Genomic DNA, 23,487 nt, shown 5'->3' with positions numbered 1-23,487 from the left:
CCGCAGCCCCTTCACCCCATTAGGTGATGGGCTAGGTGATGGGCGCCCCCGGCGGCTTCGCGAGTCCGTGTCGATACGCGTAACGGACAGCCTGGGCACGGTCCTTGAGTCCGGTCTTCGCGAACAGGTTGTTGATGTGGGTCTTCACCGTGGCCGTGGAGACATGCAGCGCCCGGGCGATCTCCTGGTTCGTCAGACCGTCGGCGATCAGCACCAGGACCTCGGCCTCCCGCGCCGTGAGGCCGTCGGGTGGCTCTATGGGAACCGGCACGGTGGTCTCGGGCTGCGACAGTCTCTCCAGGAGCCGCCGCTGAATCTGCGGCGAGAGGCCCGCGTCACCGGACAGCACGCCCTCCACCGCCCGGACGATCTCGTCCCCGTCGGCATCCTTCGTGAGATAGCCGCGCGCTCCCGCCCTGAGGGCCGGAAAGAGCGACTCGTCATCGGCGTACGTGGTCAGGATGACGACCTGGGTGCCCGGGTACTCCTGCCGGATCCGTCTGGTCGCCTCCGCACCGTCGCAGCGCGGCATACGAAGGTCCATCAGAACGACGTCCGGGGACAGTTCGGCCACGAGCGCGACCGCCTCTTCACCGTCTCCCCCGGAGCCGACGACCTCGATGCCGGGCAGCAGTCCGAGCAGCATCACGATGCCTTCACGCACCACCGTCTGGTCATCTACCACCAGCACGCGGGCCGGTGGCTTCCCCGCGCGCTCCCCCGCCTCTGCTCCGCTCATACGGGAACCTTCAACTTGACCACGAAACCCTCCTCGTACGGCCCCGCCTCGAGCGTGCCACCCAACAACTCGGCACGCTCCTTCATCCCCAACAGACCGTAACCGCCACCACTGACAGTGAGCTCCTCGTGAGGCCGGGAAGCTCCCGAATCCCGTACTTCCAGGGCCACTTCGCCCGGCCAGTACTCCAGCCGGATGTCCGTCTTCGCGCCCGGCGCGTGTTTGCGGACGTTCGTCAGCGCCTCCTGCGCGACCCTGCGCACGGTCTGGGACGCCTCGACGGGCAGCGGCCGGCGCCCGCCTTCCACCGTGAGCGCCGCCCCGTCCGAGGCCGCGACCAGCTCCCGTAGGAAGTCCTCCAGCGGTGTCGTCTCGCCCCTCAGCGCGGACAGGGCGTGCCGGGTCTCGTCGAGTCCGTCCCGGGCCATGCCGCGCGCCGCCACGACGCGCTCGAGGATCTGGTCCCGGTCCGCACCGCGCTCGATGAGGAGCCGGGCCGCCTCCAGATGCACGAGTTGGGCGGAGAGGCTGTGTGCGAGGACGTCGTGGATCTCGCGTGCGATGCGCGACCGCTCGGCGAGCGCCGCCGACTCGGCCTCGGCGGTACGCGCGGCACGCTCCTGCTCCAGGGCCCGCTGCGTACTTCCCCGCGCCTCCGCGTCCAGACGCAGCACGTACCCGGAGAGGCAGAGGCCGACAGCGACGGCGGCGGTGGTCAGCCAGGCGTCATTGTTGACCACCGCGAACCCGGTGAGTGCCACCACGGTGGCGGGCACGCACGCGGCCAGGGGCAGCCGCTCCAGCGCCGAGACCGCGCAGCCGCACCACAGCACGATGGCCGGCCCGATGAATCCGGCCCACTGAGCCAGCACGGCGACCGCCACCAGAAACGCCAGCAGCCCGAGAGAGGGCCACAGTCGGTGGTCGAGCGTGGTGCGGAAGAAGGCCCACGCTGCCACCGCGCAAACGATCAGCAGCACGGGGGCGAGGATCAGCGCCCATTCGCTGACGTCGCGCTGCGTGACGGCGGTCCACACCAGGACCACGACCACGACCACCCGCACCGCGCGGGTGAGCATGACTCTGGCACGGGTGACGCCCTCGCGGGAGAGCGCCTCCCGGGAGGGCCATTTCGTCCAGTTTCCGCGGATCACCTACGGTCCTCCCACGCCGGCTGGGCGACAGGACCAACGTACGCCGAGCGCTCCCGGTCGGCCCGCAGCATCAGCAGGCCCGAGCGGACCAGGAGCGAGACGGCGAAGCCGAGCATCAGGCCGGAGCTGCCGAGATGGATGCCCAGCGCCAGACCGATGCCGGCCACGCACGCGCGGGCCGCGACCCCACCGAGCCAGGCACCTGCCGTCGCGACGGTGCCCTTGGTCCACACGTCGCCGTGCTCGTCCGTCCAGACGCGGGTCGTGAACGCCCACCCGACACCTATGCCCACGCTCACCAGTATCTCGACGGCAAGCAGCACGGCTGAACCCGTCACATGGTGGGGATCCGTCACCCCGCCGTCCTTCACCGCGAGGACCGCGAGGATCGCAGGCAGGAGCCACCACTTCCGGTCGCCGGACAGGCGCTCCGTCTTGAACTGGCGCACCAGGACGAGTGCGACGACGGCGACAATCACCAAGACGGTGGGGAGCCCGGACATGACTGCCTCCGTGGAGCGGTCGGGAGCGAAGTGGTTCAACGCCTTCGACGCTACGGAAACCGGCAGGTCAGGAGATCGGACCCGGGGTGGACCACGGGTGGATCATGCGGCTCCACCCGTGGGTGGAGCCGCATGATGTGGACTGCGTGGTGGGGAGCGCGCTCGGCACGTCCCCCGGCCTCATCGTCGCCACAGCTACATGTCGATGCGCGACCGGTCGAGGGTCGAGGCGGAGCTGCTGATGAACTCCTTGCGGGGCGCCACGTCATTGCCCATCAGCAGGTCGAAGACATGCTCCGCCGCCTCAAGCTCGCCGATGTTGATCCGGCGCAGCGTGCGGTAGCGCGGGTCCATCGTGGTCTCCGCGAGCTGGTCGGCGTCCATCTCGCCGAGACCCTTGTACCGCTGGATCGAGTCCTTGTACCGCACATTCTTGCGCTGGAGCTCGAGCAGCGTCTCGCGCAGTTCCCGGTCCGAGTACGTGTAGATGTACTTGTCCTGGCCCTTCTTCGGCTGGACCAGCTCGATGCGGTGCAGGGGCGGTACGGCGGCGAAGACACGGCCGGCCTCGATCATCGGCCGCATGTAGCGCTGGAACAGCGTCAGCAGCAGCGTACGGATGTGCGCGCCGTCGACGTCGGCGTCGACGAGCAGGATGATCTTGCCGTAGCGCGCCGCGTCGATGTCGAAGGTCCGACCGGACCCAGCTCCTATGACCTGGATGATGGCGCCGCACTCCACGTTCTTCAGCATGTCCGTCACGGACGACTTCTGAACGTTGAGGATCTTGCCGCGGATCGGCAGCAGGGCCTGGAACTCGGAGTTCCGGGCGAGCTTGGCAGTGCCGAGCGCGGAGTCGCCCTCGACGATGAACAGCTCGCTGCGCTCCACGTCGTCGCTGCGGCAGTCCGCGAGCTTGGCGGGGAGGGACGAGGACTCCAGAGCCGTCTTACGGCGTTGCGCGTCCTTGTGCTGACGCGCGGCGATGCGGGTACGGGCCGCGGCGACGGCCTTCTCCATGACGGCGCGGGCCTGCGACTTGGCATCGCGCTTGGTGGACGACAGGAACGCCTTGAGCTCCGTGGCCACGACATTCGCGACGATCCTGTTGGCCGCGGAGGTACCGAGGACCTCCTTGGTCTGGCCCTCGAACTGCGGCTCGGCCAGACGCACCGTGACGACGGCCGTAAGGCCCTCCAGGGCGTCGTCCTTGACGACGTCGTCCTCGGCCACGCGCAGCACCTTCTGGGCGCGCAGCACCTCGTTCATCGTCTTCGTGAGCGAGCGCTCGAAGCCCGCCACATGAGTACCGCCCTTGGGCGTGGCGATGATGTTCACGAACGACTTGATGCTCGCGTCGTACCCGGTGCCCCAGCGCAGCGCGATGTCGACAGCGAGCTCGCGCTGGACCTCGGTCGGCGTCATCTGGCCGTGCTCGTCGAGCACGGGGACGGTCTCCTTGAAGGTGCCCTGCCCGGTGAAGCGGAGGACGTCGCAGACCGGCCTGTCCTGCGCCAGGTACTCGCAGAACTCACTGATGCCGCCGTCGAAACGGAAGGATTCCTCGCCCTTGCTGCCGCCCTCGCCGAGACCGAACTCGTCACGGACGACGATGGTCAGCCCTGGCACCAGGAAGGCGGTCTGCCGTGCGCGCTGGTGCAGATCCCCGAGGGAGAGCTTGGCGTCCTTCAGGAAGATCTGGCGATCCGCCCAGTAGCGGACGCGGGTCCCCCGGCGTGCCTTCGGGACCTTCTTGACCTTGCTCAGTCGTGCCGAGGGGTCGAACGACGCGTCGGGTCCAGGCTTGGCGAAGGCGCCAGGGACGCCCCGCCGGAAGCTGATGGCGTGCGTGTGCCCGCCGAGATCCACTTCGACGTCGAGGCGCGCCGACAGCGCGTTCACCACGGAGGCGCCCACGCCGTGCAGACCGCCGGAGGCCGCGTATGCGCCGCCTCCGAACTTGCCGCCCGCGTGGAGCTTGGTCATGACGACCTCGACCCCGGAGAGGCCTGTCTTGGGCTCGACGTCCACGGGGATGCCGCGGCCGTTGTCCCTCACCTCTACGGAGGCGTCGTCGTGCAGGATCACCTCGATGCGGTCGCAGTAGCCACCGAGGGCCTCGTCGACGGAGTTGTCGATGATCTCCCAGAGGCAGTGCATCAAACCGCGGCTGTCGGTCGAGCCGATGTACATGCCCGGACGCTTGCGTACGGCTTCGAGCCCCTCAAGGACGAGCAGGTGCCGCGCGGTGTAGTTGGAACCGTCCCGGTCTGCTCCGGTCAGCAGCGCTGTGGACGGCACGGACGTATCGGCGGTCACGCGGTTCGCTCCTCGCTGAATTTCAGATGGGCCCCTCACGAATGAAGGGCCGGCGTCGGTCGCCGTTCAGAGGGTACCGAGGCCTGGTAGAGCCTTTGTCACGCCACCCTCACCTCAGCCCAGACTAGTCCAGGGTCGTATGAATGTTCGATCCCTCGATGGAGTGACGCCCACATCACGTTCCCTTCCAGGCATGAACCATTTAGGCTCCGGGCACGTCCTCATGAACAAACCGGCAACCAGCCGGGGGAGGACCGACCTGACAGAACGCGCGAACCCGTAAGACGTTAGAGACGCAATACGGCACATTCGCCGCCACCCGGCGACAGACAGCCGGCCTCGGAGAAATTTTTCGAGGAAAAGCCGCGAGCGGGAACGTTTTCGGCCTGGTTGGATGTTGACCCTGGTACGACAGCTCGTCGAGCTAGAGAAGAGGCGACGTGACTACTGTTCTGACCCCCGCGACCCCCCTGACGGCCGCTGACCGCTGTGACCGTTGCGGCGCCCAGGCATATCTGCGCGTCGTTCTGATCAGCGGTGGTGAACTGCTCTTCTGCGCCCACCACGGTCGCAAGTTCGAGCCGGAACTCAAGAAGATCGCCGCTGAGATACAGGACGAGACGGAGCGGCTCACCGCCGATCCGGCAAGCGCCGAGACCGAGGAACGCTGACGCCTCGCACACACGACGAGCCAGCTCCGGCATCAGGCCGGTGATCGGGCGGCCGCCCCTGACCCCAGGGGCAGCCGCCCGTCCTCGTATCCATACGTCGTGTCAGGCGCGCCCCTGCAGGACCCGCAGCGCCTCCGAGGCGCGGGTGTAGACACCCGGGCTGCCCGCGCGCCCGCACCCACTCCCCCACGACACAAGACCGATCAGCTTGCCCTTGGCGACCAGCGGCCCGCCGCTGTCTCCCTGGCAGGCGTCCTTGCCACCGGCGGACTCGCCCGCGCAGAGCATCGACGAGGGTTTGTACGTCCCGTCCGTGCCGCCCGGCGGATACGCCCGCTTGCACTCGGCGTCGGCGAGCACACGCACCTTCGCGGCATGCAGCGTATGGGCGTAGTCGCCCGCTCCCGTCGTGTCGCCCCACCCGTAGACGGACGCGCCGGTGCCGGCCTTGTACGCCGAGTCACCGTCGTGCGCCATCGGCAGCACGTATCCCTCGGGTAGCCGCGTGGCGAGTGTGAGGACCGCCACATCGCCGGCGTTCGTCCGGCTGTCGTACGCCGGATTGATTCGTTCACTGCGCACGGACAGCTCGTCACCGTCGGACGTCTCGAGATCGCCGCGGCCGGAGATCACCTTGAGGTCCCGCACCTGATCGCGCGGCACCCCGAGTACGTCCTCGCTCAGGCAGTGCGCCGCGGTGAGGACCGTCGACCGTCCGACGACCACTCCCCCGCAGAACTGACCCGCGCGGGTACCGCCGAACCGGTCACGGCTTGCGAGCGCCACGGTCCAGGGACTCTTGGCCGCGTCGACCTGACGGCCTCCGACAATTCCCTCGTCGGCGGCCGCTGGCTGGGGACAAGCCAACGGCAGCACCGCCGCCGCGGCCAGTGGGGCGGTCAGCACTCTCGTGAAAGAGCGACGCATACGGTCTCCTCACTCAGGGTTGCAACGGCACACCCAGAGTCATTCAGTGCGACACGCCGCGCACTGCGAGGATCCGCCCACAGCCGACGACGAAGGCCCGGCACAATTCCCGCGAGCGGGAATGTGCCGGGCCTTCTGAGGGCCGTACAGCGCCTGTGGCTAGTCGAGGTAGTCCCGCAGGACCTGCGAGCGCGACGGGTGGCGCAGCTTCGACATCGTCTTGGACTCGATCTGGCGGATGCGCTCACGCGTCACGCCGTAGACCTTGCCGATCTCGTCGAGGGTCTTCGGCTGACCGTCGGTGAGACCGAAGCGCATGGAGACGACGCCCGCCTCACGCTCGGACAGGGTGTCGAGCACGGAGTGCAGCTGCTCCTGGAGGAGTGTGAAGCTGACGGCGTCGGCCGGTACGACGGCCTCGGAGTCCTCGATGAGGTCACCGAACTCGCTGTCGCCGTCCTCGCCCAGGGGGGTGTGCAGGGAGATCGGCTCACGACCGTACTTCTGGACCTCGATGACCTTTTCAGGGGTCATGTCGAGCTCCTTGGCCAGCTCCTCCGGGGTGGGCTCGCGGCCCAGGTCCTGGAGCATCTGGCGCTGCACGCGCGCGAGCTTGTTGATGACCTCGACCATGTGCACCGGGATACGGATGGTGCGGGCCTGGTCGGCCATGGCGCGGGTGATCGCCTGACGGATCCACCAGGTGGCGTACGTCGAGAACTTGTAGCCCTTGGTGTAGTCGAACTTCTCGACCGCACGGATCAGACCGAGGTTGCCCTCCTGGATGAGGTCCAGGAAGAGCATGCCGCGACCGGTGTAGCGCTTGGCCAGGGAGACCACCAGGCGGAGGTTGGCCTCCAGGAGGTGGTTCTTGGCGCGGCGGCCGTCCTCGGCGATGATCTCCAGCTCGCGCTTGAGCTTGGGAGCGAGCTTGTCGGCGTTGGCCAGCTTGTCCTCCGCGAACAGGCCGGCCTCGATGCGCTTGGCGAGCTCGACCTCCTGCTCCGCGTTGAGCAGCGGGACCTTGCCGATCTGCTTCAGGTAGTCCTTGACCGGGTCGGCGGTGGCACCGGCGGCGGCGACCTGCTGGGCCGGCGCGTCGTCCTCGTCGTCGTCGGACAGGACAAAGCCCTGCCCCTCCTTCTCCTCGGCAGGCTCGCCCTCGCCGGCCTTACCGGCGGCGGGGGTGGTCTCCTCGGTCGCCTCGTCCTCAAGAAGGTCGTCGTCCTTCTTGGTGGCGGTCTTCTTCGCGGCAGCCTTCTTGGCGACCGTCTTCTTGGCAGCGGCCTTCTTGGCCGGCGCCTTCTTCGCCACAGCCTTCTTGGCCGACTCGGCCTCTTCGTCGACGGCCTCGACGGCCGGCGGCTCGGGAGTGGCGGTGGCGGCGACCTGCTTGGCGGTGACCGTCTTGGCCGCGACGGTCTTGGTCGCGGTGCGCTTGACCGGACTCTTGGCTGCGACGCTGCTCTTTCGGGGACGCTTGGGCTCAGCGGCACTGACCATCAGCGTCACACCCTCTTCCTCGAGGATCTGGTTGAGGCTGCGCAGAACGTTCTTCCACTGAGTGGCCGGAATCTGGTCGGCTTCGAAGGCACGGCGCACGTCGTCGCCGGCGATCTGGCCATCAGCCTTTCCCCGCTCAATGAGCGCCATGACAGAGACGGATTCGGCGATCTCCGGCGGGAGCGTACGGGATGTGCTGGCCGACACGAACAACCTCTCGGAACGTTGGAAAACGGCTTCCGGCCCCGTCCTGTGTGGACCGGAGCCGACGACCGCCGGCTTGGGGATGGGCCGACGGCGCGGGCAGGAGCCTGGGAGATGGACAGCGCCACAAGCGGCTGCTGTATTCCCTCCTCGGCTGTCACCTCTTAGGTCATCGCGCTGCCCCGAAGAGCGTTACGCCCAATCTGCGTGGCCCGAGTCACACCACGTTATCGGTCAAAGACTGACCGATACGGACAGAACAGGCCATGCGGCTGAACTCGTCCGGGCACATAACGACCTCGAAGAAACGGATCTCCTAGAGGAGAACGGGCCTTCCGCCTACGCCTCGAGTCGCCGGATGGCGCCCTCCTACACATGCTCCGTACCCACGTCGCACATGCGGCACCGTCCGGCGACACATGGTTCGCCCTCCCTCGCCCTGCCGCGCCCCTGGCGCGGTCAGTGCTCGCGGGGAGCCGGCACCACGCGCTCCACCTCGGGGTGGACGATGAGCAGCTGCCGCATGGCCGCCTCGGCGCCCGCGCCGTCGCCCGCGGCGAGCGCGTCGACGATGCGCGCGTGGTGCACGACGACCGCCTCGTTCGGACGGTCGCAGCCGATGACGGGACCGCCGGAGACGTGCAGGGCGGCGGACACGATGCCGGAGAGGTGCTCGAGCATCCTGTTGCCCGCGAGCTGGATGAGCAGCGAGTGGAACTCCGCGTCGGCGCGCGAGAACGTGATCGAGTCGCCCTGGCCGAGCGCGTGCCGCATGATCTCCACCATGTCGGCCAGTCGCTGCTGCACGTCCTCCCTGCCGTGACCCGCGGCGAGCCGCGCGGCGAGTGGCTCGATCGTCCACCGCAGCTCACTCAGCTCGCGCCGCTGGTCGTCGCGCTGCGGCCCGAAGGCGCGCCATTCGATGATGTCCGGGTCCAGCAGGTTCCAGTCGCTGACCGGCCGCACGCGCGTGCCGACGTTCGGCCGGGCGCTGACGAGGCCCTTGGCCTCCAGTACACGCAGGGACTCACGAACGACGGTGCGGGAGACCTCGAATCGCTGGCCGATCTCCTCCGGAACCAGCGGGCGGTCGGCGCCGAGATCGCCGGAGACGATCATCTGCCCGAGCTGCTGGACGAGTTGGCCGTGCAGACCGCGCCCCCGGCTGCCCCCGGCACGTCGGCCCACCCGGCCGAGATCCGGGTCCGGGCTCTCCCACGCAGGGCCGCCGACGCGCCCGGCGGTCGACTCCATGTAGGGGTAGCGGTCGAGTTCGCCCGGTCCTGCGAGGCCGGAGTCGGCGGAGCGGGCGGCGGTCATCATGGTGTGCGCAAGGGTACTCACGGAATCTGTTGTCGGCGCCGTCCCCAACTCCCTTGAGGTCTTTGGTGAAAAGCACACGAAAGGGTGATCTCCCTCCTCGCCGCACTTGACGCCTTATCGGAAAGAAATGGGCGTTCCACGGGGAGTTGCGCTCAGCGAGGCACCGGAAGACGTCGGCCGGTCGTCACCGCACCCGGGTACGCAGTGCTGTGAGCAGATATGCGCAGAGCAGAGCACCCAGCGACAACATCAGCGCGCCGCCCACGGGTTGAGTGATCATCCGCATTCCGGCAGCGGCGAACCGCTCGATCCCGAACGGCCAGTCCACCAGGGCAAGATCACGCAGGCGCCCCGGAAGTCCCGCCGCCGTTCGCACAGATGGTCCCTCCAAGACCTTCTGTACGAGCGGCACGATGATGATCGGCACGGCCACCACGGCGGCCAGTCCGGCCGCCGTGGACCGGAACAGACCGGACGCGAGGACGCCCGCCCAGGCGCACCCGACGACCAGAGCGAGCCAACTCGCACTCAGGGAAAGCCACTCGGCGGGAACTTGTGTGAGCTCCGATCCGTATACGAGGTGGAGCAGCGCGGCATCGCAGGCGACGGTGAGCACGCCCAGAAGGAGGGCAGCCGCCGCGCCGACGAGCAGCTTCGCGGCGAGAAGTCCCAGGCGGCGGGGGACGGTTCCGCGGTCGGCTGCGAGTGCGGGGTGGCGGAACTCGTCGCCGAAGGCGAAGGCACCGAGCAGTCCCGCGCCCAGGGCGGCGGGCGGCAGGGGAAGCACCTGCGGCCAGGCGGCGATCAGACGTGGCTGCGACGTGTGTCCGGTACGTGCGAGCAGCACGGAAAGGAGTGCGGAGACGGCGAGAACGAGTGCGACGGTGACATGTCCGGTCGCGATGCCGGTCGCGCGACGCAGTTCGTAGCGCACCGGACGCAGCGGGCCGCGGGCGGTGCGCACGGTGATCGGTGGCGGCAACGTCGGGAGTGCGACGGGCGTATCGCGTGCGGATTCGGCGTCAGGCGCACGGTCGTTCGAGGCGGTTCGAGGCTGTGCCGCCGGAGGCGACGCGGCATCGGCGAGTGGCACGAATGTACTGGTGGGGGTGAGGGGGTTGAGGGGCGCGGTCGCCGCAGGGGTATGCGTCCGGCTGTCACTCCCGACGCCGGTTGGGGCGTGGGGGCCCGTGTCGGCATCGCCACCGTCGCTGTCCGACCGGCCTTCGGTGACCACGGGTACCGCCGCCGAAGGGCCCGCATCGCCGATCTCGTCGGCGAGTTGGTGCACGAGGACGCCGTGCCGGAACGCGATGTCCCCGACGTCCGCGCAGGTGCTGCCGTACACAGAGAGTCGACTGCCGTCCTCCGTGACCACTTCGACCGAGCGCTTGGCCGTGCGCGCCTCCTTCGCCAGGAGGACGCCGAACCTCGCGGCGTGCGGGCTGCGGACAGCGACCCGGGGCCGCAGCCGGGTCCGCGCGAAGTCGGCGACATCCTGGTCGGCCACCACCTTGCCGGCGTCGAGCGTGACGACGCGGTCGGCGACCCGGGCCGCCTCTTTGGCGTCGCTGGTGGTGAAGAGGACCGTGCCACCGAGTGCGGCATACGACCTCAGGATGCCGTGCAGCCACCTGCCCTCCCGGGCGGAGAGGCCGCCCGCGGGGTCATCGAGCACCAGCGTGTGGGGATCGGCGAGCAGCGCGCAGGCCAGCCCGAGCCGTCGGTCCATGCCGCGCGACAGGGTGCCCAGGCGTTCCTGTCGCAGGCTTACGAGGCCCACCACTTCAAGTACTTCGTCCGCGCGTCTCACGGGCACGCCGGCCGCGGAGCAGAGCATGCGCAGGTGCCCCCGGACCGTTCGGGCCGGATGTCCCGGCACATCGCCGAGCAACACGCCGACTTCCCGCGCGGGATGCGCGATGCGGTGCAGCGGGCGACCTCTGAAGTAGGTGGCGCCACGGCCTTGTTGGAGTTCGAGCATCAGGCGTACAGCTGTCGTCTTGCCCGACCGCCGTGCGCCGAGCAGGGCGGTGACGCGGCCGGCGCGCGCGTCGAAGGACACGTCGTCGACCGCGGGCGGGCTCCCCTTGCGTGCGTTACTCGTCAGTCCGGTGGCCTGGATCATCGCTTCTCTCGCAGGATGGGCGACCGCTCGGCGGCCGGGACCCACCCGCCGGCAGGGCGACGGGCAAACCCCTTGTACTGCAGCAAGATAACGCGATATTTAGCACTTTTCGGGCATCGTGCTGACGGGAGTGCCCGCGATTCCGGGCCTGCTCCAGTACGCCGTGACCCATCGATCGCCGCCCACACCGAGCGTGCGCCGCCCCGCGTCCCCCAGGAATCGATCAGGCTTCCGGTCGGAGCATCGGCGGGTTGAGGAGCGTGGCCCCACCGGCCCGGAAGAGCTGGGCCGGCCGACCGCCCTGACGGGTAGTGGTGCCGCCGGTCGGCACCAGGAAACCCGGCGTGCCCGTCACCTTGCGGTGAAAATTGCGCGGGTCGAGGGCAACACCCCACACGGCTTCATAGACGCGGCGCAGCTCGCCGACGGTGAACTCGGACGGGCAGAACGCCGTCGCGAGCGAGGAGTACTCGATCTTGGAGCGCGCCCGCTCCACGCCGTCCGCCAGGATCTGCGCGTGGTCGAAGGCCAACGGTGCCGCCTGCTCGTCCTCGCGCCCGTAGCCGCCGCGCTTCAGCAGCGCCTCCACGGGGGCCCACCGTGCGCTGTGCGCGTCGCCGCCGGGACGCGGCGCGGGCAGGTCAGGGGCGAGCGCCAGGTGGGCGACGCTGACCACACGCATCCGGGGATCCCTCTTCGGGTCGCCGTATGTGGCCAGCTGCTCCAGGTGCGCGCCGTTGTCCTGCGCCGGTGTCATCGGGTCGTGGGCGCACAGCCCCGTCTCCTCGATCAGCTCGCGCGCGGCCGCCGCCGTCAGGGCCTCTTCGTCCCGTACGAACCCGCCGGGCAAGGCCCAACGCCCTTGAAACGGCGGTTCACCACGGCGTACCGCCAGCGCACACAGCGCGTGACGGCGCACGGTCAGCACGACCAGATCGACGGTGACTGCGAAGGGCGGAAAGGCCGATGGGTCGTAGGGCGACATGGAACGATCATAGTCGTCTGCCTGACGATAAACACTCCCTTGGCTCCCGTGCTCCGCCTCGTATCGGGCGGCGCGCGGTGGCCCCGGTCCGCCCGGGTCCGCGCCCGTCACACCCCCAACTGCAGTTCATCCGCCGCCTCCTCCACCATGGCGACGCCGAGCCTGCTGACGCGTACGGAGAACGCCTGCCCGGCGACCCGCAGCCCGGTCAGCCCGATCTCGCCCAGCGGGGCACTTCGCATCGGCGACAGCGTCACCGTCCCCGCCGGCACGTCGGGGCGGATGCCCGCGAGGGTGGCCAGGAGGTGCACTCCGGCCGCCGCCGACACGGCAGCGGGTCTGCACGCGGCGGGGTGTGGCAGCGGAATGCCTCCCTCGACCCGCTGCAGCCCGCGTACATCTCGGGCAACCTGCAGTCGAAAGCGTCGGCCGCGTCGAGGACGCCTCTGATCAGGGACGCCGCCTCCTTCTCGTAGCCAGCAGCGGACAGGCCCGCGACGGCGACAGCGGTCTCGTGCACCCGTACCGCTCCCGAGCGGTGCCCGAACGGGTTGTACGACGCCTCCTTCACCCCCAGGCTTCTGAGCCCCCATCCGGAGTCGAGCCCCGGCCCACCGAACAATCTTGCGAGGTGCTCGGTCTGCACCTTGTCCAGCAGGCCCGGCGCCCGCTCGCCCCCGCCGAGCATCCCGGTGTCCAGAAGGTGGGCGGCGCCACCACCCAGCCCTGCCGACCTGCGCCCATCCGCCGTGCGCGCGGCCGCCGGTCGACCCCCGCCGCGGTCCTCGACCCAGAAGTCCTCCTGGAAGCGCCGCCGCAGTTCCTCGGCCCACTGGCGCAGTTCACCGCCGCCAGGTCTGTCATGAGCGTCCAAGAGGTCGGCGCCGAGCAGAGCGGCCCGATGGGCATGCGCCTGGATCTCGCACCGATGAGGGCCACCCGGGCTGGGGTCCGGGATGTAGAGGCATTCGCGGGCAGTGGTCCACAGCCACTGCAAACAGCGCTCGGCGGTCGGCAGCAACCCCGCCACCTCGGACTCCCCCAGACCCCAGCGTCTGGCCTCGGCGAGCAGGACCGGAAACAAGAGAGTGGCCTCGATCCCTGTGCAACTGGGCGGCAGTTGCCCACCCGCCTGCCGCCGCGGCCCCGGCACCTTTCCGAACGCCGCTCCAGGCTCGCGCAGCTGCGTACGGGCCAGGGCTCGTAGCGTGCCGAAGGCGAGCCCGGTCCCCAGCGGCAGGGTCATCCGGGCGGCCGCCAGCGCCTCGGCGGGAGCCGGACCGCAGCGCCACGGAGCGCCCGCGGCCACGCAGACGTCCGCCGGATGCGCGGGATCACGCACCAGGAGCGCCTGCAGGTCGGAGATGCCGGCGCGCAGCAGCGGGCCCACACGCGGGTCGTCCCCCTGTGCCGTGGCCAGGGCGAACGGCCGGATCGCGCCGTACCCCGCCGCACTGCCGGCGCCCTCGTCGGTTGCCCGTACCCGCAACCGCACCGTGCGTCTGCCGCCCGGCGGAAGCTCGAACTCCCAGCGCAGCAGGCCGGCGGACGCCAGAGCGTCCATCGGTGGTGGCGTCACCGTGACCAGGACGGTCGGCCCGCTGCCCGTCGGCGACGACCAGCGCAGTCCGGAGCCGTGAACCGTGGCGGGCAGTTCTCGCCCGCCGCTCCCGGCTGCCGCCGCACCGATCTCGGCGACGTCGGTGCCCAGCGCCACTTCGAGCGGCAGCCGCAGTGTCCGCTGCGCGGAACTGTGCAGCGTGATGTCCTCCGTGCCCTCCGCGCGCCGGATCCGTTCAACGACCACGTCCGGATCGGGCCCGGCATCCGAGGCCACCCGCAGGGTGGCCGTGAAGCAAGCCCGGTCGGAGGAGATCATGCGGGACTGCACGGCAAGCGGTTCCATCCCCGCCACTCGAATCTGACAGCGCGACAGCAGGCGTCTACCCCGGTGGTAGAAGCCTTCAAGCCCTTGCCCCGTCAACTGGCCCTGGCTGGAAGAGATCGCGAGGCCGGGCAGCGCGACACAGATCAGCGCCTCGTGAACCGGCGCAAGTTCCGTGCTCCGCCACAGCGCGCGGGCCGGTCCCGTCGATGGCGCCTGCAGCGCCGGGTGGCCCAGTGGCGTACGTGGTCGCCCTTGCGCGGGGCCGGCCGGAACGTCATCGGGGGCACGCTGCGGGCCGGGTGCGCCCGTCGCCCTCGGCGTCTCACGGACCGCGAGGTGGTCGCGGGGCACATCATCGTCACGCACCGTGGCTGCGTACTGCGGCGAAGCGTGGGACGTCATCTTCGCTCCCCTCCCCCTGCGGGTACGGCACGCCGCCGGCCTGCCTTGCACCTCGGCGGTGCGACCCGGCCGCCGCCACCGCTCACCCAGATGAACGGGGCGCGCCCACTCCAAGTAACGCCGCAGGGCCACGAAGCGAGAAAGCGGGCCCGCGGGGCAGCCGGCCCTCATCCGTCGCCCCTGCTCCGCTGGCGCCTGGGGCGGCGGAGCTCCGTCGGCCGCCGGGGTGCACGCGCACCCGCCCGCGCAGGGCGCGTCCCAGCTCCGGGACGCCGCTCGCCCCGCCGACGCAGGGCGGCCTCCAGGCCTCGGGTGGCACGGGACATTCCTGGATCGGCGGCGCCTCCGGGGACGGCCACCGCCGAGGGTCGAGAGCCGTCGACTCCGGTGGCACTCGTGCAGTCGTCATCGACCACTCCGGACGGCGTGTCCGGTGCCGAGTCCGCATCCGGATCCGTCCGCCCCACTCGCAGGGAGCGCCGCAACGGCTCGGGGTCGAGCCCGTCGGCCCGCGCTTCGTTGAGCAAGCGGGCGAACGTGTACCGCGGGTCGGCGCCGAGGGCCATCTCCAGTGCCTGGTCCGCCTCAACGGTGTCGCCGAGCGACCAGGCCACCCACCCCACGAGTGCCAGCGGCGCGGCGGCGTACTCCCCGTAGGGGCCGACGCACCGGCGGGCCAGCGCCCGCCACAGGCGCAGGGCGTGGACGGCCTCCGCGCCCTCCATCCACTCCGCCGCCCGGTCTCTGGTCAGCCGGTCCTGGAGACCGAGAATCAGCGACGCGGCCTCATCGTGTGCCAACAGCTCGTCGTCCTTGAGGTCGGCCGCGAGCGCGTCAACCTCTCCCGGCGCGTCCGCGAAGCGCAGCATGACCAGGCGGGCCAGATCCAGCGTCGCCGCCTCCACCTCCTGGCGAGGTGTCCCGGCGAAGATCCTCGGCACGAGGTCCATCGCCGCCGCATCGAGGGCGCGCGTCTGATCCGTGACGAGCGCTGTCTCCAAGACGGCCAGGCGCGCCTTCATCCGCCCCAGCGACCCCCGTACCTGAATGCCCGCGAAGGCGGCCGTGGCCGCCATCACCGAGGTGCCGTCGGTCGCGATCACGTTGCCCTCCACCGGGCAGCACTCGGCGCGCGCGCAGCAGTACGACCAATACCTGCCTTCCGAGAGGCACAGCGCTTCCGTGACCGGCACGTCGAGGCCGCCGCACTCGGTGCGCAGCAGCTGGGCCAGGGGCCTGAGCTGTTGCATGATCCGCAGCCCCGCGTCGGGGCCCGGGGTCGGGGCGTCCTGGCACAGGAACGCCACGACGCTGTCGGGGTGGCCGTCCCTGCGCTCGCATTCGCCGATCAGACACTGGGCCATCTGTCGCGCCACTGCATGCCAGTCCTCGGTGCGCTCGGGAATGCCCAGGCGCACACGACCGCCGAAACGCCCCTTGTGCAGGGCGACCAGGACGATGCTGTCGTCGGGCCGGAACCCGAGCAAGTACGGGAGCGCCTCGGCAAGTTCGCCTGCCGTGCGAAGGGTGATCTTTGCTTCGCCGACCAGCCCGGTCGGCTCGCTGTGATTCGTCATGCGCCGACCATGCCCCGGAACGCGGCGCTCCGGTTTGGGCTGTGGATAACCCCGATCAGGGACACGACAGAAGTTGTCCACAGTCCGCGGGCTCGTTCGCGTGATGTCAGTGCCATCGGGTTGCATGGGGGCATGAGCAACGAAGAGCTGCGGACAGCCGCCGATACCGTTCTCGCCCGTCTCGTCGGCGACCCGAGCGGCACGGCCAGACTGCGCGAGGACCAGTGGCGCGCCATCGAGGCCCTGGTCGCCGACCATCGGCGGGCCCTCGTCGTGCAGCGCACCGGCTGGGGCAAGTCCGCGGTGTACTTCGTCGCGACCGCGCTGATCCGGCACCGCGGCGGCGGCCCGACCGTGATCGTCTCCCCGCTCCTCGCGCTCATGCGCAACCAGGTGGAGGCGGCGGAGCGTGCGGGCATCCGCGCCCGCACCATCAACTCGTCGAACACCGAGGAATGGGACACCGTGCGGGCCGATGTGGCGGCCGGTGAAGTCGACGTGCTCCTGGTCAGTCCTGAGCGGCTCAACAATCCCGACTTCCGAGACAACGTACTGCCCCAACTCGCCGCGGCCACGGGCCTGCTCGTCGTCGACGAGGCCCACTGCATCTCGGACTGGGGGCACGATTTCCGCCCGGACTACCGACGCCTGCGCACGATGCTGGCCGACCTTCCGCAGGGCGTCCCCGTCCTGGCGACGACGGCTACGGCCAACGCGCGCGTGACGGCGGACGTTGCCGAACAACTCGGCACCGGGTCCGGTTCTGACGCCCTGGTGCTGCGCGGCCCGCTCGACCGCGAGAGCCTCAGCCTCGGGGTCCTACAACTGCCGGACGCCGCACACCGTTTGGCCTGGCTCGCCGACCATCTGGACGACCTTCCGGGCTCCGGGATCATCTATACCCTCACCGTCGCCGCGGCCGAGGAAGTCACGGCCTATCTGCGACAGTGCGGCCACACCGTGTCCTCGTACACGGGGAAGACGGAGAACGCCGATCGGCAGCAGGCCGAAGAGGACCTCCTGGCGAACCGCGTGAAGGCGCTGATCGCCACGTCGGCGCTCGGCATGGGCTTCGACAAGCCGGACCTCGGGTTCGTCGTCCACATGGGCTCTCCCTCCTCGCCGATCGCCTACTACCAGCAGGTGGGCCGCGCCGGGCGCGGAGTCGACCACGCGGAGGTGCTGCTGCTTCCCGGCAAGGAGGACGAGGCGATCTGGCGCTACTTCGCCTCGCTCGCCTTCCCTCCGGAGGAGCAGGTGCGGCGCACGCTGGACGTGCTCGGGCAGTCCGACAGGCCCCTCTCCCTGCCCGCGCTCGAACCGCTGGTGGAGCTGCGCCGGTCACGTCTGGAGACCATGCTCAAGGTCCTCGACGTGGACGGTGCGGTGCACCGGGTGAAGGGCGGCTGGATCGCCACGGGACAGCCCTGGGTCTACGACACCGAGCGCTACGCGTGGGTGGCCAAGCAGCGCGAGGCCGAGCAGCAGGCGATGCGGGACTACGCGACGACGGACGGCTGCCGCATGGAATTCCTGCGCCGTCAGCTCGACGACGAGGAGGCGGCCCCGTGCGGCCGCTGCGACAACTGCGCGCCGCCGCGATTCTCCGACGCCGTCTCGCCCGCAGCGCTGAACTCGGCGCGAGGTGAACTCGGGCGCCCCGGAGTCGAGGTGGATCCCAGGAAGATGTGGCCCACCGGGCTCGCGGCCGTCGGCATCGACCTCAAGGGCCGCATCCCCGCGGGTGAGCAGGCCGGGACCGGGCGGGCACTCGGCCGCCTGTCGGACATCGGCTGGGGGAACCGTCTGCGCCCCATGTTCGCCCCGCAGGCCCCGGACGGACCGGTGCCGGACGATGTGGCGGGAGCCGTCGTGGACGTGCTCGCCGACTGGGCGAAGGGGCCGGGCGGCTGGGCGGCTGGCTCCGCCGACACCGCGCCGCGCCCCGTCGGCGTGGTGACGATGGCGTCCCTCACTCGCCCGCAGCTCATCCAGTCCTTGGGCGCAGGCATCGCGCAGGTCGGCCGCATGCCACTGCTGGGCAGCATCTCGTACGCACCGGGCAGCGACACCGCACACATCCCGCGCAGTAACAGCGCGCAGCGGCTGCGCGCCCTCGACGGCACGTTGACGCTTCCGCCCGAGCTGTCCGAAGCGCTCTCACGCGCGGGTGGCCCGGTTCTGCTCGTCGACGACTACATGGAGACCGGCTGGACGCTGGCGATGGCCTCCCGGTTGCTGCGCCGGGCGGGCGCCGAGGGGGTGTTGCCACTGGTCCTGGCGGTACAGGGGTGAGCGACGCGTAGCGATCCAACCCTTGGGGCAGGGATATTGGCGACGCATCGACAGATACAGGAACGCGGTCCCAATTGCTCGTTGCCGTCTGCCACTGCGACGGGAAGAATTGGTACTGCTCCCCGCACGGCTCCCCGTTATCCGGTGGATGGTAGAGCTGTGTCGCGGTGCGCTCCCCAGTCCGACCCCGCCCGCAGTGTGGGCGTGTAGCCGAAGGGAGGACCGTGGCCTTTGGATTCGCTCCGTCCTCGGCGGTGTCGATGTCCGCGTCCTTGATGCGCACCGACAGGTCCGCCGATTCCGTCAACCGACCGACAAGGCTGCTCGAGCCCGCGGAGTGGGCGGCGGCCGGCATCCCGCTGCTGCGCGATCCGCGCGAGGTGGTCAGCGGGCTGTATTCCCGCCACCGGCCGATCCCACAGACCGTCGTCATAGCCGTGCTCGACCCCGATGAGCGGTTGCGGGCCAGCGCCTCGTTCGTGCGCCGCGAAAGCGCCGCCGACGGCTGGACGTTCCGCAACGCGCTGCTGTCCCAGTTACGCCGGGTGATCCCGCACGACCTGCGCCGCCGCACGCCGGTGCGCACCGCGGTGGTGCTGTACTGCCGCGAGGGGGACACCCGTTGGACGGAGGAGGACGGGGCCTGGATGTGGGGACTGCGTGACGCGTGCACGCTGCACGGCCTGCGCTGCGGCGCGTACATCACGATGACGCGGGACGGCTGGCAGGTACTCGGAGAGGGCAGAGCCGGTCGGCGCCCGAGCGTGGGCTCTGTGGCCGAGGCCCTGGGGTCCGGGGAGCCGTCGGCGCCGCGCGCCGGCGGCGCCGCGACGGAGGTGCTCCGCCGCGCCGCGGCGCGCTGAATGGCACCGCGCCTGCCGCGGGCCCGCCTGCCGGACTCCCCGGACACCGCTTCGCGGTGCGGGCAGTCGGCAAGCGGCGCGTCAGACCCCGGCGCCCAACAGCGAGTTGATGCGCTCCGGGTCGCCGCACACGACGAGCAGCGCACCGGCCCGGCCGAGCGCGATCGGCAGCGCTGTGGTGGCCACCTCGTCGGCTCCGCCGTTCACGGCGACGACGACCACCGGACGGGACGCGGCGCGCCCCAGGGCGGAGGAATCGGCGTAGAACACGTCGTCACGCGCGTCGTGCTGCGCCCAGTAGGAGTCCTCACCGAAGGACAGCTCGTGGGCCGCCCACGGGTGCGGGTCACCGGTGGTGACCACCAGGACGTCGCCGGGGGCGCGGCCCGAGTCGAGCAGCATGTCGAGAGCCTCCTCCGCAGCGTCCAGCGCGCCCTCGACCGAGGCCGGGATGAGCTGGATCTGCGGCTGGGAGACCGAAGTCGACGTGGCGGCAGGGGCGTTCGGCCCCGGCTTGTGGACACCCGCCGAGTCGCGCGGCGTTCGCTGCGCGGGCGGCATGGGCCTGGAGGGACCCGGACGTCCGGGTCGCGGTGGCGCCGCGGGACGCGGGCCGGGTACAGGGCGGGGGGTCGACGCGGTACGGCCGCTGGCGGGCGTGGCGCGGGGACCCTGGGCACTCTCGTGAATCTGAGGCTCCTCGGGACTGAGAGGCTTGAGCTGATATCTATCAAAACGCAGGTGCGGCTCGCGTCAACGGGTGGCACGTCAGTGCGAGCGAGGCGGTCAGAAGTCGAAGCCGAGCTGGCCCTCGATCTCTGGAACGCCGACATTCGCCCAACTGCGGGCCTTCTTGAGGTGCCGCCACTGGGGCAGCGCATCAAGATACGCCCACGAAAGCCGGTGGTACGGGGTGGGCCCCCGTTCCTCCAACGCGGCGCGATGCACCGGCGACGGGTATCCGGCGTTCGCCGCAAACCCGAAGTCTGCATGGTCGATGCCCAGTTCGGCCATCATTTTGTCGCGGCGGACCTTGGCGATCACCGACGCCGCGGCGACGGCAATGCAGGAACGGTCCCCCTTGATCACCGTACGAACCTGCCAAGGGGTACCCAGGTAGTCGTGCTTCCCGTCGAGGATGACCGCGTCCGGCCGCACCGGCAGATCCTCGAGGGCCCGCACGGCGGCAAGTCGGAGGGCCGCCGTCATCCCCAGGTCATCGATCTCCTCGTGTGAAGCGTGCCCGAGGGCATGTCCGGACACCCAGCTCTCCAGCTCGACCGCGAGAGTCTCGCGGCGCTTGGGGCTGATGAGCTTGGAGTCGGTGAGGCCCTCCGGCGGACGGCGCAGCCCGGTGACGGCGGCGCAGACGGTGACGGGACCCGCCCAGGCACCGCGGCCGACCTCGTCGACACCGGCAATGATCTTGGCACCGGTAGTGGCGCGCAGTGAGCGCTCAACGGTGTGGGTGGGTGCTTCGTACGGCATGGCGGCAAACAGCGTACGCCGCCCGGGGAGCGCCGCGATACCCGGCTCGCCTCAACGCGCCTGCCGACGCAACAGCGGGACCATCACGTGGTCGATCATCTCCACCAGATCCCCCTCTCCCCATTCGCTTCCGCACACCTTCGAGCGGTACATCATCAGCGCCGGAATCACGTCGCACACGCTGGACTCGTCGACATCCGGGCGCACCTCACCTCGCTCAACGCCACGGCGGACGACCTCCTTGATCAACTCGACGCTGGGCTCGACCACACCTTGGGCGATCACGCTGTGGAAGCGTTCGGCGGTGAGGGTGTCGCATTCGTGAAGCACCGAGCGCAGCGCGTAGCCGGGCCGGGAGTACATGGCCTCCCGCAAGCGGCGACACAGCTCCAGCAGGTCTTCCCGCACGCTTCCGCACTCCGGCGCCGAGTCCAATGGAGGCAGCCCCGCCTGGAGCGCGTCGACGACGAGGTCCTCCTTGGAGGGCCAGCGCCGATACACCGCGGCCTTGCCAGTCTGCGCGCCCGCGGCGACGCCTTCCATCGTGAGGCCGTTCCAGCCGACCGTACTGAGCTGATCCAACGCCGCTTCCAGAATGGCCCGTTCCAGCACGGGGCCACGCCTGCGAAGCGCGGCGGCCGCCTGAGCGGGGGCGGCCGTCCGACGTGAACTAACCATCATCATCTCTCCGTTGAGCCGTCCGAGAGCGGTTCGGACGCGCGGCAGCGAGCTCAGCACACACCCACGTGCACTGATGGGGAGCCACCACCGAGCATCTCAGGCTTCAGCCCCTTCTTTCGACGGGTCGACGGCAAGCTTCCGCCGACGCATTCACAACTCCCATAAAGAACGCTTGTGTTCACTACTGCGGGCACACTACGATCCCACACAGGGAACGTGACCGTTCTCTAATCATGCCCATGGGGGATCGCTCGTGACACAGGATCAGATCCAGGCACATCCGGCTCCGCCCAGCAAACCGCGCGCCTCCGCGCGCCCACACCGACCCGGCATCGCGCTGACAGTGATCGCCGCCTGTCAACTGATGGTCGTCCTCGACGCCACCATCGTGAACATCGCCCTGCCCCACATGCAGACGGCACTGGGCTTCTCCACCAACAACCTGACCTGGGTGATCAATGCCTACGCGCTCACCTTCGGTGGACTGCTGCTCCTGGGCGGCCGGGCCGGCGACCTTCTCGGGCGCCGCCGCATGTTCATCACCGGTATCGCCCTGTTCAGCCTCGCATCTCTCCTAGGCGGATTCGCGCAGGAGCCCTGGCAGTTGCTCGCGGCCCGTGCGCTTCAGGGCGTCGGCGGTGCGATCGCGTCGCCCACCTCGCTGGCCCTCATCGCCACCACGTTCCCCGAAGGGCCCGAGCGGAACCGGGCGTTCGGGGTCTTCGCCTCCGTCTCCGCCGGTGGCGGCGCCGTCGGGCTGCTCGCAGGAGGCATGCTCACCGACTGGCTGGACTGGCGCTGGGTGCTGTTCGTCAACGTGCCCATAGGCGTACTGATCGCCCTCCTCGCCCCTCGCTACATCAACGAGTCGCAGCGCCACCCCGGCCGGTTCGATCTGCCGGGCGCCCTCACTTCGACCCTCGGCATGGCCGCCCTCGTGTACGGATTCATCCGTGCCGCCTCCGAAGGCTGGAGCGACACGCTCGCCACCGCGTCCTTCGGCGCGGCCGCGGTCCTGCTGATCGCCTTCATCGCCATCGAGAGGCGCACCAGCCAGCCGATCACGCCCCTGACGCTGTTCAAGGACCGCAACCGGTCGGGCACCTACGCGATGATGCTGAGCCTCGCCGCAGCGATGTTCGGGATGTTCTTCTTCATCGTGCTCTTCGTGCAGAACGTGCTGCACTACACCCCGGTCAAGGCCGGCCTCGCCTTCCTACCGGTGACCGCCGCCATCGTGCTCGGCGCAGGGATCGCCACGAACCTGCTGCCCCGGCTCGGCCCCAAACCCTTCATGGCCGTGGGCTGTCTGCTGACCGCCACGGGCATGGGCTGGCTGACACTCATCGACCCCAGCAGCTCCTACCTCAGCGGCATTCTCGGCCCGATGCTCCTGTTCGGCTTCGGTATGGGCCTGAACTTCGTCACGCTGACCCTGACGGCCGTCTCCGGCATAGCCGACAGCGAGTCCGGTGCGGCCTCCGGCATGCTCAACACCACACAGCAGGTCGGCGGCGCCCTCGGACTGTCGGTCCTCACCACGATCTTCAGCAGCGCCAGCGAGAGCGAGGCCAAGAAGCAGATACCGAAGTTCCTCGCGGAAGGCTCACCGGAGCAGAAGGCCGAGTTCGCCAAGACGCACCGACTGCCCGCTCCATGGACCGACTCGGTGCTGGCCCACGGCATCAGCAATGCCTTCATAGCGGCCGCGTCGCTGGCCGTGGTCGCGGCGCTGATCGCCCTGTTCGTCATCCAGGTACGCAAGAGCGACCTCGAGGCGCTGAGCGGGAAGCCCGGGGCCTCGGTCTGAGGGGCACTCCCCCGGACCTGTTCTGTG

Annotated in this window: 17 protein-coding genes and 1 pseudogene; 4 read left to right on the top strand and 14 right to left on the bottom strand. The window is 69.9% G+C overall.

All coding sequences use genetic code 11. The features are described 5' to 3' along the window. Positions 1-31 precede the first annotated feature (31 nt). From ABT004_RS08985 to ABT004_RS08970, 4 genes are all read right to left on the bottom strand, one after another. Positions 32-739, bottom strand: coding sequence for a response regulator transcription factor (locus tag ABT004_RS08985; protein WP_351333054.1), 708 nt, complete (start codon positions 737-739; stop codon positions 32-34). After that, positions 736-1,893, bottom strand: a complete 1,158-nt coding sequence (locus ABT004_RS08980) for a sensor histidine kinase (protein ID WP_451190071.1) — start codon at positions 1,891-1,893, stop codon at positions 736-738. The genes ABT004_RS08985 and ABT004_RS08980 overlap by 4 nt, the downstream gene beginning before the upstream one ends. Continuing rightward, positions 1,890-2,396: a DUF1453 domain-containing protein gene (locus tag ABT004_RS08975; protein WP_351333052.1), complete on the bottom strand. Its 507-nt coding sequence runs from the start codon at positions 2,394-2,396 to the stop codon at positions 1,890-1,892. The genes ABT004_RS08980 and ABT004_RS08975 overlap by 4 nt, the downstream gene beginning before the upstream one ends. Positions 2,397-2,591: 195 nt before the next feature. Further along, a complete protein-coding gene (locus ABT004_RS08970) occupies positions 2,592-4,715 on the bottom strand; it encodes a DNA gyrase/topoisomerase IV subunit B (protein ID WP_351333051.1) in 2,124 nt (707 codons plus the stop codon). Between the two features lie 440 nt (positions 4,716-5,155). Between ABT004_RS08970 and ABT004_RS08965 the strand changes: the two genes are divergently transcribed. Continuing rightward, a complete protein-coding gene (locus tag ABT004_RS08965) occupies positions 5,156-5,386 on the top strand; it encodes a DUF7455 domain-containing protein (RefSeq protein WP_266714963.1) in 231 nt (76 codons plus the stop codon). Between the two features lie 102 nt (positions 5,387-5,488). Here ABT004_RS08965 and ABT004_RS08960 read toward each other — a convergent pair whose 3' ends face one another. From ABT004_RS08960 to ABT004_RS08930, 7 genes and pseudogenes are all read right to left on the bottom strand, one after another. After that, positions 5,489-6,313: a serine protease gene (locus ABT004_RS08960; RefSeq protein ID WP_351333049.1), complete on the bottom strand. Its 825-nt coding sequence runs from the start codon at positions 6,311-6,313 to the stop codon at positions 5,489-5,491. A 159-nt stretch (positions 6,314-6,472) separates the two neighbouring features. Then, a complete protein-coding gene (locus tag ABT004_RS08955; RefSeq protein ID WP_351333047.1) occupies positions 6,473-8,023 on the bottom strand; it encodes an RNA polymerase sigma factor in 1,551 nt (516 codons plus the stop codon). Between the two features lie 456 nt (positions 8,024-8,479). Further along, a complete protein-coding gene (locus tag ABT004_RS08950; RefSeq protein WP_351333044.1) occupies positions 8,480-9,364 on the bottom strand; it encodes a FadR/GntR family transcriptional regulator in 885 nt (294 codons plus the stop codon). A gap of 163 nt (positions 9,365-9,527) precedes the next feature. Continuing rightward, a complete protein-coding gene (locus tag ABT004_RS08945; protein WP_351333042.1) occupies positions 9,528-11,471 on the bottom strand; it encodes an ATP-binding cassette domain-containing protein in 1,944 nt (647 codons plus the stop codon). Between the two features lie 223 nt (positions 11,472-11,694). Further along, positions 11,695-12,456 carry an NUDIX hydrolase gene (locus tag ABT004_RS08940; RefSeq protein WP_351333039.1) on the bottom strand — a complete coding sequence of 254 codons (762 nt, stop codon included), beginning with the start codon at positions 12,454-12,456 and terminating at the stop codon, positions 11,695-11,697. A 107-nt stretch (positions 12,457-12,563) separates the two neighbouring features. Beyond that, a pseudogene (locus tag ABT004_RS08935) lies at positions 12,564-14,746 on the bottom strand (glycogen debranching N-terminal domain-containing protein). Positions 14,747-14,913: 167 nt separating this feature from the next. Next, positions 14,914-16,323 carry a DUF4192 domain-containing protein gene (locus ABT004_RS08930; protein WP_351333037.1) on the bottom strand — a complete coding sequence of 470 codons (1,410 nt, stop codon included), beginning with the start codon at positions 16,321-16,323 and terminating at the stop codon, positions 14,914-14,916. Positions 16,324-16,455: 132 nt separating this feature from the next. On the opposite strand from ABT004_RS08930, the gene ABT004_RS08925 reads away from it, so the two are divergent. Then, positions 16,456-18,618: a RecQ family ATP-dependent DNA helicase gene (locus tag ABT004_RS08925; RefSeq protein WP_351333034.1), complete on the top strand. Its 2,163-nt coding sequence runs from the start codon at positions 16,456-16,458 to the stop codon at positions 18,616-18,618. Between the two features lie 224 nt (positions 18,619-18,842). Then, a complete protein-coding gene (locus ABT004_RS08920) occupies positions 18,843-19,481 on the top strand; it encodes a hypothetical protein (RefSeq protein WP_351333031.1) in 639 nt (212 codons plus the stop codon). Positions 19,482-19,562: 81 nt separating this feature from the next. Here ABT004_RS08920 and ABT004_RS08915 read toward each other — a convergent pair whose 3' ends face one another. The 3 genes from ABT004_RS08915 to ABT004_RS08905 are packed head-to-tail and all read right to left on the bottom strand — an operon-like array spanning position 19,563 to position 21,647. Then, a complete protein-coding gene (locus ABT004_RS08915; RefSeq protein WP_351333101.1) occupies positions 19,563-20,222 on the bottom strand; it encodes a hypothetical protein in 660 nt (219 codons plus the stop codon). A 45-nt stretch (positions 20,223-20,267) separates the two neighbouring features. Beyond that, positions 20,268-20,969 carry a ribonuclease HII gene (gene rnhB / locus ABT004_RS08910; protein ID WP_351333028.1) on the bottom strand — a complete coding sequence of 234 codons (702 nt, stop codon included), beginning with the start codon at positions 20,967-20,969 and terminating at the stop codon, positions 20,268-20,270. 51 nt (positions 20,970-21,020) lie between these two features. Then, entirely contained in the window at positions 21,021-21,647 is a 627-nt protein-coding gene (locus tag ABT004_RS08905) for a TetR/AcrR family transcriptional regulator (protein WP_351333098.1), read from the bottom strand. A gap of 256 nt (positions 21,648-21,903) precedes the next feature. Here ABT004_RS08905 and ABT004_RS08900 point away from each other — a divergent pair, with 256 nt between their 5' ends. Continuing rightward, on the top strand, positions 21,904-23,460 hold the full coding sequence (locus ABT004_RS08900) for an MFS transporter (RefSeq protein ID WP_451190058.1): 1,557 nt from the start codon (positions 21,904-21,906) through the stop codon (positions 23,458-23,460). Positions 23,461-23,487 lie beyond the last annotated feature (27 nt).

Source organism: Streptomyces sp. NPDC002790, from assembly GCF_040295505.1.
Lineage (GTDB): Bacteria > Actinomycetota > Actinomycetes > Streptomycetales > Streptomycetaceae > Streptomyces.
Note: the sequence above shows the minus strand (reverse complement) of the source record. Positions and strands in the feature narration are given on the sequence as shown.

Excerpts from the sequence above, each read along its gene's own strand:
- ABT004_RS08985 (WP_351333054.1), bottom strand. The coding sequence starts at position 739 with ATGAGCGGAGCAGAGGCGGGGGAGCGCGCGGGGAAGCCACCGGCCCGC.
- ABT004_RS08975 (WP_351333052.1), bottom strand. The coding sequence starts at position 2,396 with ATGTCCGGGCTCCCCACCGTCTTGGTGATTGTCGCCGTCGTCGCACTC.
- ABT004_RS08960 (WP_351333049.1), bottom strand. The coding sequence starts at position 6,313 with ATGCGTCGCTCTTTCACGAGAGTGCTGACCGCCCCACTGGCCGCGGCG.
- ABT004_RS08945 (WP_351333042.1), bottom strand. The coding sequence starts at position 11,471 with ATGATCCAGGCCACCGGACTGACGAGTAACGCACGCAAGGGGAGCCCG.
- ABT004_RS08940 (WP_351333039.1), bottom strand. The coding sequence starts at position 12,456 with ATGTCGCCCTACGACCCATCGGCCTTTCCGCCCTTCGCAGTCACCGTC.
- ABT004_RS08930 (WP_351333037.1), bottom strand. The coding sequence starts at position 16,323 with ATGACGAATCACAGCGAGCCGACCGGGCTGGTCGGCGAAGCAAAGATC.
- ABT004_RS08925 (WP_351333034.1), top strand. The coding sequence starts at position 16,456 with ATGAGCAACGAAGAGCTGCGGACAGCCGCCGATACCGTTCTCGCCCGT.
- rnhB (WP_351333028.1), bottom strand. The coding sequence starts at position 20,969 with ATGCCGTACGAAGCACCCACCCACACCGTTGAGCGCTCACTGCGCGCC.
- ABT004_RS08905 (WP_351333098.1), bottom strand. The coding sequence starts at position 21,647 with ATGGTTAGTTCACGTCGGACGGCCGCCCCCGCTCAGGCGGCCGCCGCG.